General features: G+C 73.4%; 13 protein-coding genes. 8 read left to right on the forward strand and 5 right to left on the reverse strand.

The features are described 5' to 3' along the window. Positions 1–9: 9 nt before the first annotated feature. Both ACIQV3_RS33225 and ACIQV3_RS33230 read right to left on the reverse strand, forming a co-directional pair. Entirely contained in the window at positions 10–1,230 is a 1,221-nt protein-coding gene (locus ACIQV3_RS33225) for an acetyl-CoA C-acetyltransferase (RefSeq protein WP_403718934.1), read from the reverse strand. A gap of 67 nt (positions 1,231–1,297) precedes the next feature. After that, positions 1,298–2,407 (reverse strand): SGNH/GDSL hydrolase family protein, encoded by a 1,110-nt coding sequence (locus ACIQV3_RS33230; RefSeq protein ID WP_403718936.1) that lies wholly within the window; start codon positions 2,405–2,407, stop codon positions 1,298–1,300. A gap of 168 nt (positions 2,408–2,575) precedes the next feature. Here ACIQV3_RS33230 and ACIQV3_RS33235 point away from each other — a divergent pair, with 168 nt between their 5' ends. Beyond that, positions 2,576–3,961 (forward strand): cystathionine beta-synthase, encoded by a 1,386-nt coding sequence (locus ACIQV3_RS33235; RefSeq protein WP_403719073.1) that lies wholly within the window; start codon positions 2,576–2,578, stop codon positions 3,959–3,961. A gap of 400 nt (positions 3,962–4,361) precedes the next feature. Here the strand turns inward: ACIQV3_RS33235 and ACIQV3_RS33240 are convergent, their stop codons facing one another. Continuing rightward, on the reverse strand, positions 4,362–4,754 hold the full coding sequence (locus ACIQV3_RS33240) for a hypothetical protein (protein ID WP_403718938.1): 393 nt from the start codon (positions 4,752–4,754) through the stop codon (positions 4,362–4,364). 9 nt (positions 4,755–4,763) lie between these two features. After that, on the reverse strand, positions 4,764–6,026 hold the full coding sequence (locus tag ACIQV3_RS33245; protein ID WP_403718940.1) for an MFS transporter: 1,263 nt from the start codon (positions 6,024–6,026) through the stop codon (positions 4,764–4,766). Between the two features lie 267 nt (positions 6,027–6,293). On the opposite strand from ACIQV3_RS33245, the gene ACIQV3_RS33250 reads away from it, so the two are divergent. Next, positions 6,294–7,136, forward strand: a complete 843-nt coding sequence (locus ACIQV3_RS33250; RefSeq protein WP_403718941.1) for a MurR/RpiR family transcriptional regulator — start codon at positions 6,294–6,296, stop codon at positions 7,134–7,136. Positions 7,137–7,197: 61 nt separating this feature from the next. Here ACIQV3_RS33250 and ACIQV3_RS33255 read toward each other — a convergent pair whose 3' ends face one another. Next, on the reverse strand, positions 7,198–8,586 hold the full coding sequence (locus ACIQV3_RS33255) for a diaminopimelate decarboxylase (RefSeq protein WP_403718942.1): 1,389 nt from the start codon (positions 8,584–8,586) through the stop codon (positions 7,198–7,200). Positions 8,587–8,690: 104 nt separating this feature from the next. On the opposite strand from ACIQV3_RS33255, the gene hutU reads away from it, so the two are divergent. The 6 genes from hutU to ACIQV3_RS33285 all read left to right on the forward strand — a co-directional run bounded on the left by hutU (position 8,691) and on the right by ACIQV3_RS33285 (position 16,156). Beyond that, a complete protein-coding gene (gene hutU, locus ACIQV3_RS33260) occupies positions 8,691–10,355 on the forward strand; it encodes a urocanate hydratase (protein ID WP_403718943.1) in 1,665 nt (554 codons plus the stop codon). 35 nt (positions 10,356–10,390) lie between these two features. Beyond that, positions 10,391–11,581 (forward strand): allantoate amidohydrolase, encoded by a 1,191-nt coding sequence (locus ACIQV3_RS33265; protein ID WP_403719075.1) that lies wholly within the window; start codon positions 10,391–10,393, stop codon positions 11,579–11,581. Then, entirely contained in the window at positions 11,572–12,930 is a 1,359-nt protein-coding gene (locus ACIQV3_RS33270; RefSeq protein ID WP_403718945.1) for a formimidoylglutamate deiminase, read from the forward strand. The genes ACIQV3_RS33265 and ACIQV3_RS33270 overlap by 10 nt, the downstream gene beginning before the upstream one ends. Positions 12,931–13,043: 113 nt before the next feature. Further along, positions 13,044–14,222 carry an imidazolonepropionase gene (hutI, locus tag ACIQV3_RS33275; RefSeq protein WP_403718948.1) on the forward strand — a complete coding sequence of 393 codons (1,179 nt, stop codon included), beginning with the start codon at positions 13,044–13,046 and terminating at the stop codon, positions 14,220–14,222. A 177-nt stretch (positions 14,223–14,399) separates the two neighbouring features. Then, on the forward strand, positions 14,400–15,068 hold the full coding sequence (locus ACIQV3_RS33280) for an LPXTG cell wall anchor domain-containing protein (RefSeq protein WP_403718950.1): 669 nt from the start codon (positions 14,400–14,402) through the stop codon (positions 15,066–15,068). 17 nt (positions 15,069–15,085) lie between these two features. Next, the gene (locus ACIQV3_RS33285; RefSeq protein WP_403718953.1) at positions 15,086–16,156 is read left to right on the forward strand and encodes a hypothetical protein; all 1,071 of its coding nucleotides are present in this window, start codon (positions 15,086–15,088) and stop codon (positions 16,154–16,156) included. Positions 16,157–16,182 lie beyond the last annotated feature (26 nt).

A 16,182-nucleotide genomic window follows, 5' to 3' on the forward strand; every position in this document is an offset into this window, starting at 1 on the left:
CGCTGCGGCTCAGCTCAGCCGCTCGATGACCATGGCCATGCCCTGACCGCCGCCCACGCACATGGTTTCGAGGCCGAACTGCTTGTCGTGGAACTGCAGGCTGTTGATCAGCGTGCCGGTGATGCGCGCGCCGGTCATCCCGAAGGGGTGACCGATGGCGATGGCCCCGCCGTTGACGTTCAGCTTCTCCAGCGGGATCTCGAGGTCCCGGTACGAGGGGATCACCTGGGCCGCGAAGGCCTCGTTGATCTCGAACAGGTCGATGTCGCCGACGGTCAGGCCCGCCCGCTTCAGCGCCTGCTTGGAGGCCTCGACCGGGCCCAGGCCCATGATCTCGGGGGAGAGGCCGGTGACGCCGGTGGAGACGATCCGGGCCAGCGGGGTCAGGCCCAGCTCGCGCGCCTTGGTGTCGCTCATGACGACCAGCGCCGCGGCGCCGTCGTTCAGCGGGCAGCAGTTGCCGGCCGTGATCAGGCCGTCGGGGCGGAAGACGGGCTTGAGGCCCTGGACGGCCTCCAGGGTGACCCCGGCGCGCGGGCCGTCGTCCTGCGAGACGACCGTGCCGTCCGGGGTGGTGACCGGGGTGATCTCGCGGGCCCAGAAGCCGTTCTTGATGGCTTCCTCGGCCAGGTTCTGCGAGCGCACGCCGAACTCGTCCATGTCGGCGCGGGTCACGCCCTTGAGGCGGGCCAGGTTCTCCGCGGTCTGCCCCATGCCGATGTACGCGTCGGGGGTGCGGCCGTCCTCGCGCGGGTCGTGCCAGGAGGACCCGGTGGACTCGGCGACCTCCTTGGTACGGGCCTCGGACTCGGCGAAGAGCGGGTTGTGGGTGCCCGGGATGCCGTCGGAGGAGCCGTTCACGGACCGGGAGACCATCTCGACGCCCGCGGAGATGAAGACGTCGCCCTCGCCCGCCTTGATGGCGTGCAGCGCCATCCGCGAGGTCTGCAGCGAGGAGGCGCAGTAGCGGGTGATCGTGGTCGCGGGCAGGTGGTCCATGCCCATCTGCACCGCGACGATCCGGCCGAGGTTGTGGCCCTGCTCGCCGCCCGGGAGGCCGCAGCCCAGCATCAGGTCGTCGATCTCGCGCGGGTCCAGCCCGGGGACCTTGGCGAGGGCGGCCTGGATGACCGTGGCGGTCAGGTCGTCCGGGCGGACGTCCTTGAGGGATCCCTTGAAGGCGCGCCCGATCGGCGAACGGGCGGTGGAAACGATGACGGCTTCGGGCATCGGGGCTCCAAGGGAAGTGGTGTCGTACCGGGACCGCATGCGAAGTTACCGCCCCGTACCGTCGAGGTCACTGCCCTTGCGATGTGACTCCGGTCGCTCTGGGCGCATCCGCCGCACCGTCCTCCGGGGCGGCCGGCCCGCCGTCCGGGGCGGCGCCCGCGGTCTGCTCCGTCCGTCCGGTCTGCCCCGACTGATGCGTGAGGTCCTCGCCCGGCACCCGGCGCCTGCGCCGGTACTTGAGCAGGGCCCAGGCGCCACGGGCCCCGGTCACCTCCGTGCCGGCCTGTCCCGCCGCCGCCGAGGCGGCCTTGGCCAGCGGGAGCATGTCCTCGTTGCGTGACACGTCCAGCCGGTCCGACTCGGGCCAGACGCCCAGGGCCGCGCACAGGGTGGGCAGTATGGCCATCGCGGCGGTCGCGTACCCCTCCGCCGACGGGTGGTAGGAGTCCGGGCCGAACATCTCGCGGGGGTTCGCCGCGAACTCCGTGCCCATCAGGTCGCCGATCGAGACGGTACGGGCGCCCAGCGCGAGCACCCCGATCGTCTGGGCGGCCGCCAGCTGGCGCGAGACCCGGCGGGCCAGCCACCGCAGCGGCTGGTACACGGGCTCGATGGTGCCGAGGTCCGGGCAGGTGCCGACCACCACCTCGGAGCCCGCGAGCCGCAGCCGGCGTACGGCCGCGGTCAGCAGCCGCACCGACTGGGTGGGCGGCATCCGGCGGGTCACGTCATTGGCGCCGATCATGATCACGCACACGTCGGGGGGCGGGGCGTCCCCGTCCAGCAGCAGCCCCGTCTGGCGGTCGAGGTCGTCCGACATCGCACCCGAAAGGGCTACGTTGCGCAGCTCGACCGGCCGCTCGGCCACCGCCGCGAGCCCCGAGGCCAGCAGGGCGCCCGGAGTCTGCCGGGCCCGCCGCACCCCCAGCCCGGCGGCCGTGGAATCGCCCAGCACGCCGAACCGCAGCGGGCCCGGACTCAGCTCGGGGCCGCCGAACTCGCTCCCGTACAGCCCGTCCGCGCGCGGCGGATCCGGGAGGCCGGTGCCGACCGTCCGCTTCGCGAACTGCATCTCCGCGACCACCAGCCCGACCGCGGCGGCCCCGACGAGCCCGAGCCCGCCACCGCCGTACGCCGCCCCCGCCGCGATGCGGCGGGCCGTCCTCGCCCTGGACACCCTTCAAGCCACCTTCTCGGTCCCTTGGCCGGATCCCTGCGCCGTGCCTGCTCGACCCCGCCGTCCTGTTGACCTTCCTGCCCCGTACGGACGGTCGGCCAATCCCTTTCCGCATAGTCTGGCGGTGCCTCCCGGAGAACCCGTGGAGTCCCCTCCTTGGAGAACATGGTGCAATTCCACGACTCGATGATCAGCCTCGTCGGCAACACCCCGCTGGTGAAGCTCAACCGTGTGACCGAAGGCCTCCAGGCCACCGTCCTGGCCAAGGTCGAGTACTTCAATCCCGGCGGATCCGTGAAGGACCGGATCGCCGTGAGGATGATCGAGGCCGCCGAACAGAGCGGAGCACTCAAGCCCGGCGGCACCATCGTGGAGCCCACGAGCGGCAACACGGGTGTAGGACTCGCCATCGTGGCCCAGCAGAAGGGTTACAAGTGCATCTTCGTCTGCCCCGACAAGGTCTCGGCTGACAAGATCAACGTGATGCGCGCCTACGGCGCCGAGGTCGTGGTCTGCCCGACCGCCGTCGACCCCGAGCACCCGGACTCGTACTACAACGTGTCCGACCGCCTCGTGCGCGAGACCCCGGGCGCCTGGAAGCCCGACCAGTACAGCAACCCGAACAACTCGCGCTCGCACTACGAGACCACCGGTCCCGAGCTCTGGGAGCAGACCGCCGGGAAGATCACCCACTTCGTCGCCGGCGTCGGCACGGGCGGCACGATCTCGGGCACCGGCCGGTACCTCAAGGAGGCCTCCGACGGCCGCGTGAAGGTCATCGGCGCGGACCCCGAGGGCTCGGTCTACTCCGGCGGCTCGGGCCGCCCGTACCTCGTCGAGGGCGTCGGCGAGGACTTCTGGCCCACGGCCTACGACCCGAACGTGACCGACGAGATCATCGCGGTGTCCGACAAGGACTCCTTCCAGATGACCCGCCGCCTCGCGAAGGAGGAGGGCCTGCTCGTCGGCGGCTCCTGCGGCATGGCGGTCGTCGCCGCGCTGCGGGCGGCCGAGGGCCTCGGCCCGGACGACGTGGTCGTCGTCCTGCTCCCGGACAGCGGGCGCGGCTACATCAGCAAGATCTTCAACGACGAGTGGATGGCCGGACACGGCTTCCTGGAGGATGCGGGCCCCTCCGCCCGCATCCGGGACGTGCTCGCGGACAAGTCGGGCGGCATCCCCTCGCTGGTCCACATGCACCCCGAGGAGACCGTCGGCGAGGCCATCGAGGTGCTGCGCGAGTACGGCGTCTCGCAGATGCCGATCGTCAAGCCGGGCGCCGGCCACCCCGACGTGATGGCGGCCGAGGTCATCGGCTCCGTGGTCGAGAAGGAGCTGCTGGCGGCGCTGTTCGCGGGCGGCGCCTCGCTGGGCGACCCGCTGGAGAAGCACATGAGCTCGCCGCTGCCGCAGGTCGGCTCGGGCGAGCCGGTCGCCGAGCTGATGGCGGTGCTCGGCGAGGCCGACGCGGCGATCGTGCTGGTCGAGGGCAAGCCGACCGGTGTGGTGAGCCGTCAGGACCTGCTGGCGTTCCTGGCCAAGGGCGCGAAGTAGCCCGTACGAATCGGTGTGCGGGCCCGTGTACGAATCCGTGTGCGGGCCCGCACACGCGTGCGTGGACGCGTGCGCGTACGGGGCCGCGCGCGGGCGACGCGCAAACGGTACGGGCCCGACACGTGACGGCAGCACCGGCTTAACACGGCTCCGGCACAGTGGTGGTTGTCGGCAGGGAAGCCCGGGAAACCGGGACCCGGCCGGCACCACGAACGGCGTCGGCGCACTTCCGGAGCGGCTCCCGGACCGCGTTGGACGCCACGGACGCGCGGACGGCCCTGACCCGGCCCGTGTCCTGCGCGGGGACCGCCGTCGTCCCGCCCCCGGGAAACCGGGGTGCGGCGGTCCCCGCGCATAAACCTGTGCGCGGGCCGCCCGTCACCACCCTGCCGCCCGGCCGTCAGTTCAGCTGATCGGTACCGCGCCCGCCCCGGTGGAGGTGGCGGGAGAACTTCGCCGCGTGGGCGTAGTTGACGCCCAGGATGCCGAGCCAGACCACGACCAGGCCGCTGAGATGTGCCTGGGCGGCGCCGATCGCCGAGAGCGGGATCGCCAGCACCAGGGTGATGATCGCGAAGCCGAAGCGCTCGCCGAAGTTGCCGTCCGGGGAGTCCGCCGCACCGGGCCGGGTGCCGCGGGCCGCGGCGAGCCGCTCCTCCGCGAGGCGCCGGCGGACCTGTGTGTCCACCTTCTCCACGAACGAGTCGACCAGCTCGGCCTCGTACTCCGCCCCCAGCTCCCGACGGGCGTCGAGCGTGGCGGAGAGTTCCTTCTTCAGCTCTTGGGACTCCATCCCGCCACCCTAGGATCCGCCGTTCTCGCCGGCACTGGGGCTAACCCCCCTATCGCGTCGCACGAGCCCCCGGACGGGGCGGACGAGGAGGAGGGCGAGGGCGCAGCCGAGGCTGATCGCGGCGCCGGCCAGCAGCAGCGGGCGGATGCCGAAGAGGCCGCTCGCCGGGCCCGAGAGGGCCTGGCCGAGGGGGATGGCGAGGATCGAACCGCCCACCTCGTACGCGGTCACCCGGTTGAGCCGGTCCTCGGGTATCTGGGTCTGCATCGTGGTGGACCACTGGACGCCCCAGAAGGCCCAGCCCACGCCGCTGATCGCGTAGCCGAGCATGAGCAGCGGCAGGGCCGGGACCAGGGCCGCCGCCAGCGGCATCATCGGGAACAGGAACATCGCGACGCCGCCGCCGAGCAGCGGACGGACCGGGCGGACCCGGAGCGCGACGAGGCCGCCGAGGACGCAGCCGGCCCCGAAGGCGCCCTCCGCGTACCCGAAGGCGGCCTTGCCGTGCTCGGCGATGATCGAGGCCGCGCCGAGCGGGGTGAGCGGGCCCCAGACGAAGACGCCGAGCACCCACCAGATGAGGATCACGGCCCACAGCCAGGACCTGGAGCGGAACTCCTGCCAGCCCTCCCGCAGGTTCGTGAGCATGGACTGCGAGCGGTCGGGTGCGAGGCGGGGGAGCCGCAGCGCGAGCAGGCAGAGCCCGCTGATGGCGAAGGTGGCGGCGTCGATCACGAACACCCAGGCCGTGGAGGTGGCGGCGACGAGGACGCCGGCGAGCGCCGGCCCGGCCATCGTGGCCATCCCCTGGCTCACCCGCAGCACCCCGTTGGCCTGGGTGGGGTCGGTGGAGACCTGGGGGACGAGGCTTGCGGTGCCCGGCTGGAACATCGCGGTCGCGATGCCGCCGAGGACCGATCCGCCGATGACGAACCACAGGCTGGGGTGGCCGAGCCAGAGGTAGACGGCGAAGGAGCCCTGCGCCGCGCAGCGGACCGCGTCGGCGCCGATCATCTGCGGGAGGGGGTGGAAGCGGTCCGCGATCACCCCGCCGAAGACGATGAAGAGGGCGAAGGACCCCATCCAGGCACCCAGCGCGTACCCGATGCCGCTGACCCCGTAACCGAGCGAGAGCACGGCGACGGCCAGGGCGACCGGCATCATCGTGTCGCCCAGCATCGAGACGATGCGGGCGGTGAAGAACAGACCGAAGTTCTTGGTCCAGAGGCGGGTTCCGGGCAGGGGCGGGGCGGAGACGGACGAAGACACCATGGGGGCCAATTCACTTGAATGCGGTGGGGGGTTGGCCGGTGGATCCGGGCGGCCGGGCCTTGAGGATCAAGGGCCGGACGCGGGTCGGTCAAGGGAATTGATCCGGGTCCGGGGCGGCGCCCGGAGGGTTGCCGGGAGGGGTGCCGGGAGGTCTCGGATCGCGGGATCGGGTTGCCGTCCTGCATAGCCGCATGCAAAGTGCTCGGTGACTGAATATCCCGTCGGCGGCCGCCCGGCCGCCCGGCGGACGGGACGGAGGGGAACGGGATGAGCGAGAGCCCTGCGGCCCGGCTGCAGAAGCTGTTCGAGGGGCACCGGCTGACGCCCACGCAGCGGCGCATCGCGCACTGCATGGTGCGCGGGGCGGCCGAGGTGCCGTTCCTGTCGAGCGTGGAGCTCGCCGAGCTGGCCGGGGTCAGCCAGCCGTCGGTGACCCGGTTCGCGGTGGCGCTGGGCTTCGACGGCTATCCCGCGCTGCGCCGGCACCTGCGGGAAGTGGCCCCCGCCGAGCGGGCCGGCGGCGGGGAGCAGGACACGTACAACGAGTACCAGCAGGCCGTCCAGGGAGAGATCGAGAACCTGCGGCAGCTCTCCGCGATGCTCGCCGACCCGGAGCCGGTGCGCGAGGCGGGCCGGCTGCTGGCCGGGTCGAGTCCGCTGCCCGTCCTGGGGCTGCGGGCGGCGTCCTCGCAGGCGCGGGGGTTCGCGTACTTCGCCGCGAAGGTCCATCCGGACGTACGGCTGTTCGACGAGGGCGGCTCGATGCTCGCCGACCGGATCGACGCGGCCGCGGGCGCCGGGGCCTCGGCCCTGCTGTGCTTCGCGCTGCCCCGCCATCCGAAGGAGGTCGCGGAGGCCCTGGAGCACGCGCGGGGGGCCGGGCTGACCGTGGTCACGGTCGCCGACTCGGCCTTCGCGCCGGTGGCCCGCCACTCCGACCTGCTGATCCCGGCGCCCGTCGGCACGGGCCTGGCCTTCGACACGGCGTGCGCGCCGATGCTGCTGGGGCGGGTGCTGCTGGAGGCGATGGCGGACGCGTTGCCGGACGCGCAGGCTCGGCTGGAGGCGTTTGACGCGCGGGCCGCGGCGCGGGGGCTGTTCGTGGAGTAGGTCTCGTCGAGTGCCGGGACGCGTCCCGGCGGCGGGAGCAGGGCGCCCCCCGGGCGGGGGGTCAGAGGAGGGCGTCCGGGGCGGCCGCGCCCGCTTCCGCGGTGATCGCGGACAGGGGCTGTGCCGCGCGGGCCAGGGTGAAGCGGACCTTCCCCGAGGGGGTCACGGCGAAGCCGTGGATCGCCGGGCGGGGCAGGCTGTTGTAGCCGTAGTGCGCGGTGAAGGCGTACGCCCCCGTGTCGGGCACGCAGACCAGGTCCCCCGGGGCCAGCGGCGGCAGCTCCCGCGCGGCGGCGAGGAGGTCGCCCGCGAAGCACGCCGGCCCGGCGATGTCCTGGGCGACGGGCGGCCCCGTCAGCGGAGCCCCCTTCGCGGAGTAGGGGAGGATGCGCAGCGGCCAGGCCGCCGGGGCGTACACCGTACGGGTGGCCAGCTGGACCCCCGCGTGCGTGAGCGCGATCGGCCGCCCGCCGGTGGTCTTCGTGTACTCGACGCGGGTCAGTACCAGCCCGTGTTTGGCCGTGAGGGACCGGCCGAACTCCGTGACCAGCCCGTACGCCCCCGAGAAGAGCCCGGGGACGGCCTCGCGCAGTGTGCTCGCGTACTCCGCGTAGGTGGGGGTGGCGGTGTCCGAGGTGAAGTTCACCGGGAGCCCGCCGCCGATGTCCAGGGTGTCGACCTGTCGCCGCCCGGCCGCCGCGTTGATCTCCTCGGCCAGGGTGTGGAGCTCCCGTACGCCTTCGGCGATCAGCGGGAGCGGAACTCCCTGGGAGCCCGAGTGGGTGTGCAGCCGGGTGAGCCACGGCCGGTCCAGGTACGCCCGTACGAGCCACTCGCGCGCGCCCGGGTCGCGCAGCGCGATGCCGAACTTCGAGGTGGCCGTGGCGGTGGAGAGGGCGTCGATGCTGCCCGCGCCGGTCTGCGGGTTGATCCGTACGCCGATCGGGGACGTGGTGGCCGCCCGGGCGACGAGGGCGTCGAGGCGTTCCAGCTCCTGGCGGTTGTCGGCGTTCACCGCGACGCCCAGGGCGAGGGCCTCCCGCAGCTCGGCGGCCGTTTTCGCGGGGGAGTCGAGGACGATGCGCTCCGGCGCGACCCCGGCCGCGCGCGCCAGCGCCAGCTCGCCGGGGCTGGCCACCTCGCAGCCCAGTCCGGCGTCGGCGAGCAGCCGCAGTACGGGGACGAGCGGGGCCGCCTTGACGGCGAAGGCGTGCAGGACGGGGGTGCCGGGGGCGAGGGCCCGGGCGAAGGCACCGGTCAGGGCGGCTGCGGAGGCGCGGATGCCGGCCGTGTCGAGCAGGCAGAGGAGGGGGGAGTCCTCCTCGATCAGGCCCTGCTCCACGGCGGCCCGTACGGCCAGGTCCCGTCGGCGGACGGCCTCACGGGTGGAGTCCTCGGCGGAGTCCCGGGTGGAGTCCCCGGTGGCGTGCGCGTGTGCGTCGGCTGCCATGTCCGCCATCCCATCATCCGGCGCGTCCGCCCGCAGCTGTTGACTGAATCTATTCAGGGGGTAAAGATGTGAATGGATTGACCAACAACGGAGGAGGCACCGCCATGTCAGGACCCCGCCCCGTACGTGCCGCGCGAGGTACCGAGCTGAGCACCCTGGGATGGCAGCAGGAGGCCGCGCTGCGGATGCTCCAGAACAACCTTGACCCCGAGGTCGCCGAGCACCCCGACAAGCTCGTCGTCTACGGCGGCACCGGCAAGGCCGCCCGCGACTGGCGCTCGTACGACGCGATGGTCCGCACCCTCCAGACCCTCAAGCAGGACGAGACGATGCTCGTCCAGTCCGGCCGCCCGGTCGGCGTCATGCAGACGCACGAGTGGGCGCCGCGCGTGCTCCTCGCGAACTCCAACCTGGTCGGCGACTGGGCCAACTGGGAGGAGTTCCGCCGCCTGGAGAACCTGGGCCTGACCATGTACGGGCAGATGACGGCCGGTTCGTGGATCTACATCGGCACCCAGGGCATCCTGCAGGGGACCTACGAGACCTTCGCGGCCGTCGCTACAAAGAAGTTCAACGGGACCCTGGCCGGCACCATCACCCTCACCGCCGGCCTCGGCGGCATGGGCGGCGCCCAGCCGCTGGCCGTGACGATGAACGACGGCGTCGCCATCTGCATCGACGTGGACCCGCGCGCCATCGACCGCCGCATCGAGCACCGCTACCTCGACGTCAAGGCGAACGACCTGCGGCACGCGCTGCAGCTCGCCGTCGAGGCCCGCGACGCCCGCAAGCCGCTCTCCATCGGCCTGCTCGGCAACGCCGCCGAGCTGCTCCCGCAGATGCTCGCCGAGGGCGCGCCGATCGACATCGTGACCGACCAGACCTCGGCCCACGACCCGCTCGCCTACCTGCCGGTCGGCGTCGACTTCGACGACATGGCCGACTACGCGGCCAAGGACCCGGCCGGGTTCACCACTCGCGCCCGCGAGTCCATGGCCACGCACGTCGAGGCCATGGTCGGCTTCATGGACGCGGGCGCAGAGGTCTTCGACTACGGCAACTCCATCCGCGGCGAGGCCCAGCTGGCCGGCTACGACCGCGCCTTCGCCTTCCCCGGCTTCGTCCCCGCCTACATCCGCCCGCTGTTCTGCGAGGGCAAGGGCCCCTTCCGCTGGGCGGCGCTGTCCGGCGAGGCCTCGGACATCCACAAGACCGACAAGGCGATGCTGGAGCTCTTCCCGGAGAACGAATCCCTGCACCGCTGGATCAAGATGGCCGGCGAGCGCGTCCACTTCCAGGGACTGCCCGCCCGCATCTGCTGGCTCGGCTACGGCGAGCGCGACAAGGCCGGCGAGCGCTTCAACGAGATGGTCGCCGACGGCACCCTCGCCGCGCCCCTGGTGATCGGCCGCGACCACCTGGACTGCGGCTCGGTGGCCTCCCCGTACCGCGAGACCGAGGCCATGCTCGACGGCTCCGACGCGATCGCCGACTGGCCGCTGCTCAACGCCATGGTCAACGTGGCCTCCGGCGCCTCCTGGGTCTCCATCCACCACGGCGGCGGCGTGGGCATGGGCCGCTCCATCCACGCGGGCCAGGTCACGGTCGCCGACGGCACGAAGCTCGCGGGCGAGAAGATCCGCCGCGTCCTGACCAACGACCCGGGCATGGGCGTCATCCGCCACGTCGACGCCGGCTACGACATCGCCGAGACCGTCGCGGACGAGCGCGGCGTCCGCATCCCGATGCGCGAGGGCGACGACGCGTGAGCGGCGAGGACGCCGCCGGAGCCTCGTTCCACTCCATGTGGGCCGAGCTCCGGCCCATCGGCCGGCACGCGGAGTCCGGCGGGTACCGCCGCTCCGCGTGGACCGGAGCCGACGCCGACTGCCGTACCTGGTTCCAGGCGCAGGCCGAGGCGCGCGGGCTCGCGTACGAGACCGACCGCAACGGCAACCAGTGGGCCTGGCTCGGTGACCCCCTCGCCGGGGACGCCGTCGTCACCGGCTCCCACCTGGACTCCGTCCCCGACGGCGGGGCCTTCGACGGCCCCCTCGGGGTGGTGTCCTCCTTCGCGGCCCTGGACGAACTCCGCAGGAGGGGAGCGGATTTCTCCAGGCCCCTGGCCATCACCAACTTCGGCGACGAGGAAGGGGCCCGCTTCGGGCTGGCCTGCGTCGGCTCCCGGCTCGCCGCCGGACAGCTGACCAAGGAGAAGGCGTACGCGCTGCGCGACGCGGACGGCGTCCGCCTGCCGGCCGCCATGGAGGCGGCCGGGTACGACCCCTCCGCCATCGGCGCCGACCCCGAACGGCTCGCCCGCATCGGAGCCTTCGTCGAACTGCACGTGGAACAGGGCCGGGCCCTGGACCTCTCCGGGGACCGGGTCGGCATCGCCTCCGCGATCTGGCCGCACGGCCGCTGGCGCTTCGACTTCCGCGGCGAGGCCAACCACGCCGGCACCACCCGGCTGGCCGACCGCCGCGACCCGATGCTCACCTACGCGCAGACCGTGCTCGCGGCCCGCGCCGAGGCGGCCCTCGCCGGGGCCGTGGCCACCTTCGGGAAGATCGCCGTCGAGCCCAACGGGGTCAACGCGATCCCCTCGCTCGTGCGCGGCTGGCTCGACTCCCGCGCCGCCGACCAGGCCACCCTCGACACGGTCGTGACCGCGATCGAGAAGGCCGCCCGCGAGCGCGCGGACGCGGAGGGGATCGACCTGGACGTGGTCCGGGAGTCCTTCACCCCGGTCGTCGAGTTCGAGCACGCCCTGCGCGAGGAGATGAACCGGATCCTCGGCGGAGCCGTCCCCGTGCTCGGCACGGGCGCGGGACACGACGCCGGAATCCTCTCGGCGGCCGTCCCGACCGCCATGCTGTTCGTGCGCAACCCCACCGGGGTCTCGCACTCCCCGCGGGAGTTCGCCGCCGAGGACGACTGCGTGGCAGGCGTCCTCGCCCTCGCCGACGTACTGGAAGGCCTCGCATGCAGGTGAAGGGGCACGTGCTGAAGACGTACTGGCTGGAGCACGCCTGGCTCGGCACCCATGTCGAGCCGGGCGTCGCCCTGGACGTGGCAACGGACGACGGGCGGATCTCCGCCCTGCGGACCGGGGCCGAGACCCCGCCCCCGGGGGCGGAGGTCCTGCGCGGCCTGACGGTCCCGGGCCTGGCCAACGCGCACAGCCACGCCTTCCACCGGGCCCTGCGCTCGACCGTGCAGGTCGGCTCGGGCACCTTCTGGACCTGGCGCGACTTCATGTACAAGGTCGCCCAGAACCTCACCCCCGACAGCTACTTCGCGCTCGCCCGCGCCGTCTACGCCGAGATGGCGCTGGCCGGCATCACCGCGGTGGGCGAGTTCCACTACGTCCACCACGCCCCCGGCGGGGTCCCGTACGCCGACCCCAACGCCATGGGCGAGGCCCTGATCGCGGCCGCCGCCGAGGCCGGCATCCGGATCACGCTCCTCGACACGGCGTACCTGTCGGCGGGCTTCGGAGAGGCACCCAACCCCCACCAGCTGCGCTTCTCCGACGGCACCGCGGACGCCTGGGCCGAGCGGGTCTCGGCCCTCAAGTCCCGCGAGCACGCCCTGATCGGCGCCGCGATCCACTCCGTGCGCGCGGTACCGGCGGCCCAACTGGCTACCGTGGCCCGCTGGGCCGGGGAGCGGCGGGCCCCGCTCCACGTCCACCTCTCGGAGCAGACCGCCGAGAACGACGCCTGCCTCGCGGCCCACGGCCGCACCCCGACCCAACTGCTCGCCGACCACGGGGTGCTCGGCCCGCGCACCACCGGGGTGCACAACACGCACCTCACCGACGCGGACATCGCGCTCCTGGGCTCCACCACCACCGGCACCTGCATGTGCCCCACCACGGAACGCGACCTCGCGGACGGCATCGGTCCGGCCGTACGCCTCCAGCGCGCGGGCAGTCCGCTCTCGCTGGGCAGCGACAGCCATGCGGTGATCGACCTGTTCGAAGAGGCGCGGGCGATGGAACTGAACGAGCGCCTGAGCAGCCGTACGCGCGGCCACTGGACGGCGAACGCGCTGCTCACCGCCGCCACGGAGGACGGGCACGCCGCCCTCGGCTGGTCGGAAGCGGGCCGCCTGGAGGCGGGCGCGCTGGCCGACTTCACCACCATCACCCTGGACTCCGTCCGCACGGCGGGGGCCCTTCCCCGGCTCGGGGCGGAGACGGCCGTCTTCGCCGCCTCGGCCGCCGACGTCCGCCACACGGTGGTGGGCGGCCGCCACATCGTCCGCGACGGCGCCCACACCCAAGTCGCGGACGTCCCGTCCGCCCTGGCCGCCACGATCGCCGCCCTCCGCGGCTGACACCTCCGCCTGCTGCGGGCCTTCCCCCGCCCCTTCCCGGAACCGGGGCGGAGCCCCGGTTCCGGGAAGGGGCGGGGCGGGGGAACGAAACCACTCGACGACCCCGAGGGATCATGACCACCACAGCCATCACCAACATCGGCAGCCTCGTCACCAACGACCCCGCCCTGGGCGACGGCACCCCCCTCGGCCTGATCGAGAACGCCGCGGTAGTCATCGAGAACGACACCATCGCCTGGGTCGGCCCCGCCGACAAGGCCCCGGCCACGGACACGGCGTACGACGCCGAGGGCCGCGCCGTCATCCCCGGCTTCGTCGACTCCCACTCCCACCTCGTCTTCGCGGGCGACCGCACCGCGGAGTTCAACGCCCGCATGTCCGGCCGCGCCTACTCCGCCGGAGGCATCCGCACCACCGTCGCCGCCACCCGCGCCGCCTCCGACGCCGCGCTCGAAGCGAACCTGGTGCGCCACCTCCACGAGGCCCGCCGCCAGGGCACCACCACCTTCGAGACCAAGTCCGGCTACGGCCTCACGGTCCAGGACGAGGCCCGAGCCCTCCGCATCGCCGCCGCGCACACCGAGGAGGTCACCTACCTCGGCGCGCACATCGTCTCCCCGGACTACGCCGACGACCCGGCGGGCTACGTGGATCTCGTCACCGGCGAGATGCTGACCGCCTGCGCCCCGTACGCCCGCTGGGTGGACGTGTTCTGCGAGAGGGGCGCCTTCGACGGCGACCAGGCCCGGGCGATCCTCACCGCCGGCGCCGCCGCCGGGCTGATCCCGCGCGTCCACGCCAACCAGCTGTCCCACGGCCCCGGCGTCCAGCTCGCCGTCGAGCTGGAGGCGGCCTCCGCCGACCACTGCACCCACCTCACCGACGCCGACGTGGACGCCCTCGCCCAGGCGTCCGGCACGACCGTGGCCACCCTGCTGCCCGGCGCCGAGTTCTCCACCCGCGCGCAGTGGCCCGACGCCCGCCGGCTCCTCGACGCGGGGGTCACCGTGGCGCTGTCGACCGACTGCAACCCGGGCTCCTCCTACACGAGCTCGATGCCGTTCTGCATCGCCCTCGCCGTCCGCGACATGGGGATGACCCCGGACGAGGCCCTGTGGTCCGCCACCGCCGGCGGCGCCCGCGCCCTGCGCCGCGGTGACATCGGCGCGCTGACCCCCGGGGCCCGCGCGGACCTGGTCCTTCTCGACGCCCCCAGCCACGTCCACCTCGCCTACCGGCCGGGTGTCCCGCTGGTCTCGGCCGTCTGGCAGAAGGGCCTCAAGACGGCCTGAAACCGCCGGTATCCGGACGCCGCGATCCGCCCCCGGGCGCGGATCGCGGCCTATGGACGGGCTGTTGATACGGCGCCGTCCTTTGTCTTCCCTCCGTAAGGCCCCCGGCGTACCTTGAGCCACCAATCTGATGTGCCGTCAGTAACTTGTGGCCCGAGGTTCGAGGGGAAGACGAAGGTGTCCGACCGGAAACGCTCCACCGCGCTCGCGCTGGCCTCCGCGCTGGCGGGGGCGGCGGTACTGCTGGCCGCCCCCGCGGCCCATGCGGCCGTTGTCGACGTCCAGTACGACTGCAAGACCCCCATCGGGGACAAGTCGGCGGTCTCGCCGATCGAGATCAAAGGAGTCAAGGAGGGCAGCGGGTACAAGCTGACGATGTCCTTCCAGAAGGGCGTCTCCTCCAGCCCCATCGAGCTCGGCAAGGGCGCGATGACGCCCAGCGCCGTGATCATGGTCGACGGTGCGGAGAAGGTGTCGGTCCCGGTCTCCGGGGCGCCCAACTCCGAGGCCGTTCCGGCCAACACCCCCATCAAGATCAGCGACCTCTCGGGCACGTACACGCCCAAGAAGTCCGGCAAGGTCACCCTCACGCCGGGCGTGCTCACGATCAAGGCGATGGGTACGACCACCACCTGCACCCCGGGCAACAGCCCCAAGCCGTCGCTCGAACTCGACGTGGCGGGCGCCGCGGGTGCCGCGGGCGGCAGCACCACCGGGGACAGCCTCCCGCAGACCGGCCCCGAAGACTCCGCCATCGCCCTCGGAACCCTCGGCGCCACCGTGATCCTCTCCGGCGCCGCGGGCGTGCTCTGGCTGACCCGGCGCGGCCAGCGGGCCCGGTCCTGAACGGAGCGCACCCGGTCATGCCCGTGCTCCACTCGCCCCGAAGGTCCGGCGGGCTCCTCCTCGCCACCGTCGCCGCCGTGGCCGCCGCCGTGCTCCCCTGCGCGGTGGCGGCCCCGGCCGCCGCCGACGGGCCCGGCTGGACCGCCGAGCCCGTCGCCGGGAGCGCGCCGGCGGCGGCGGCGAAGGCCGGGGACCGCCCGTACTTCGCGCGCCCGTTCTTCTACCTCGCGGGTCCCTCCGGCACGGTGCTGGAGGACCGCCTCGTCCTGGCCAACACCAGCGACCAGGAGCACACCATCACCCTGCGCGGCGCCGACGTCTACAACACGGCGGACGGCGCCTTCGCCGTGCGCCCCGCCGGGCCCGCCGCCGGAGGCGGCCCGGAAGGGCCCGTCACCGGCGCGGGCCCGTGGATCAGCTTCGGCACGGCCACCACGGTCAAGGTCCCGGCGCGCACCCGAGCCGTGGTCCCCTTCACCGTCACCGTGCCGCCCGGCTCCCCGCCGGGGGACCACCCGGCCGCCGTCGTCGCCACCGAGTCCGGCCGCGAGGTGGGCGTACGGGTCCACCTGCGCGTCGGCGGCCCGGCGCTGGCGGCGCTCACGGTCGAGGACGTGTCCGTACGGGGCAAGGGCGCGGCCGCGCGCGTCGCGTACACCCTGGTCAACCGCGGCAACGTGGCCCTCGCCCCCGAGCTCGCCATCAGCGCCGAGGGCGCCCTCGGCGAGGTCGCGGGCCGCAGCGTCCGCACCCTGCCCGTCGAGGTGCTGCCCGGCCAGCGCGTCGAGCTGACCGAACCCTGGCCCGGCGCACCCGTGTTCGACCGGGTCGCCCTGACCCTCACCGTCACGGCCCCCGGCGGCGCCCGCGCCACGGGAAGCACCTCGGTCTGGTTCGTGCCCTGGGGCATCGCGGGCACGACCGGTCTCGGGCTGCTCGGCCTCGGCGCCGTGGCCGCGGGCGCGCTGTTCCTCGTACGCAAGCGGCGGATCCGGTCCGGTGACGGGCCCGGGCCCGCGCCGCACGGGAGCGCCGTACCCGAAGAAGCCCCAGCGCCGGAACACGAGTTGACGGGAGCACCCAGGTGAGCACCCAGGTGAGCGCCAAGGCCGGT

Source organism: Streptomyces sp. NPDC099050, from assembly GCF_044759865.1.
Taxonomy (GTDB): Bacteria; Actinomycetota; Actinomycetes; order Streptomycetales; family Streptomycetaceae; genus Streptomyces.

Excerpts from the sequence above, each read along its gene's own strand:
- ACIQV3_RS33250 (WP_403718941.1), top strand. The coding sequence starts at position 6,294 with ATGAGCGAGAGCCCTGCGGCCCGGCTGCAGAAGCTGTTCGAGGGGCAC.
- ACIQV3_RS33255 (WP_403718942.1), bottom strand. The coding sequence starts at position 8,586 with ATGGCAGCCGACGCACACGCGCACGCCACCGGGGACTCCACCCGGGAC.
- ACIQV3_RS33265 (WP_403719075.1), top strand. The coding sequence starts at position 10,391 with ATGTGGGCCGAGCTCCGGCCCATCGGCCGGCACGCGGAGTCCGGCGGG.
- hutI (WP_403718948.1), top strand. The coding sequence starts at position 13,044 with ATGACCACCACAGCCATCACCAACATCGGCAGCCTCGTCACCAACGAC.
- hutU (WP_403718943.1), top strand. The coding sequence starts at position 8,691 with ATGTCAGGACCCCGCCCCGTACGTGCCGCGCGAGGTACCGAGCTGAGC.
- ACIQV3_RS33285 (WP_403718953.1), top strand. The coding sequence starts at position 15,086 with ATGCCCGTGCTCCACTCGCCCCGAAGGTCCGGCGGGCTCCTCCTCGCC.
- ACIQV3_RS33225 (WP_403718934.1), bottom strand. The coding sequence starts at position 1,230 with ATGCCCGAAGCCGTCATCGTTTCCACCGCCCGTTCGCCGATCGGGCGC.
- ACIQV3_RS33245 (WP_403718940.1), bottom strand. The coding sequence starts at position 6,026 with ATGGTGTCTTCGTCCGTCTCCGCCCCGCCCCTGCCCGGAACCCGCCTC.
- ACIQV3_RS33240 (WP_403718938.1), bottom strand. The coding sequence starts at position 4,754 with ATGGAGTCCCAAGAGCTGAAGAAGGAACTCTCCGCCACGCTCGACGCC.
- ACIQV3_RS33270 (WP_403718945.1), top strand. The coding sequence starts at position 11,572 with ATGCAGGTGAAGGGGCACGTGCTGAAGACGTACTGGCTGGAGCACGCC.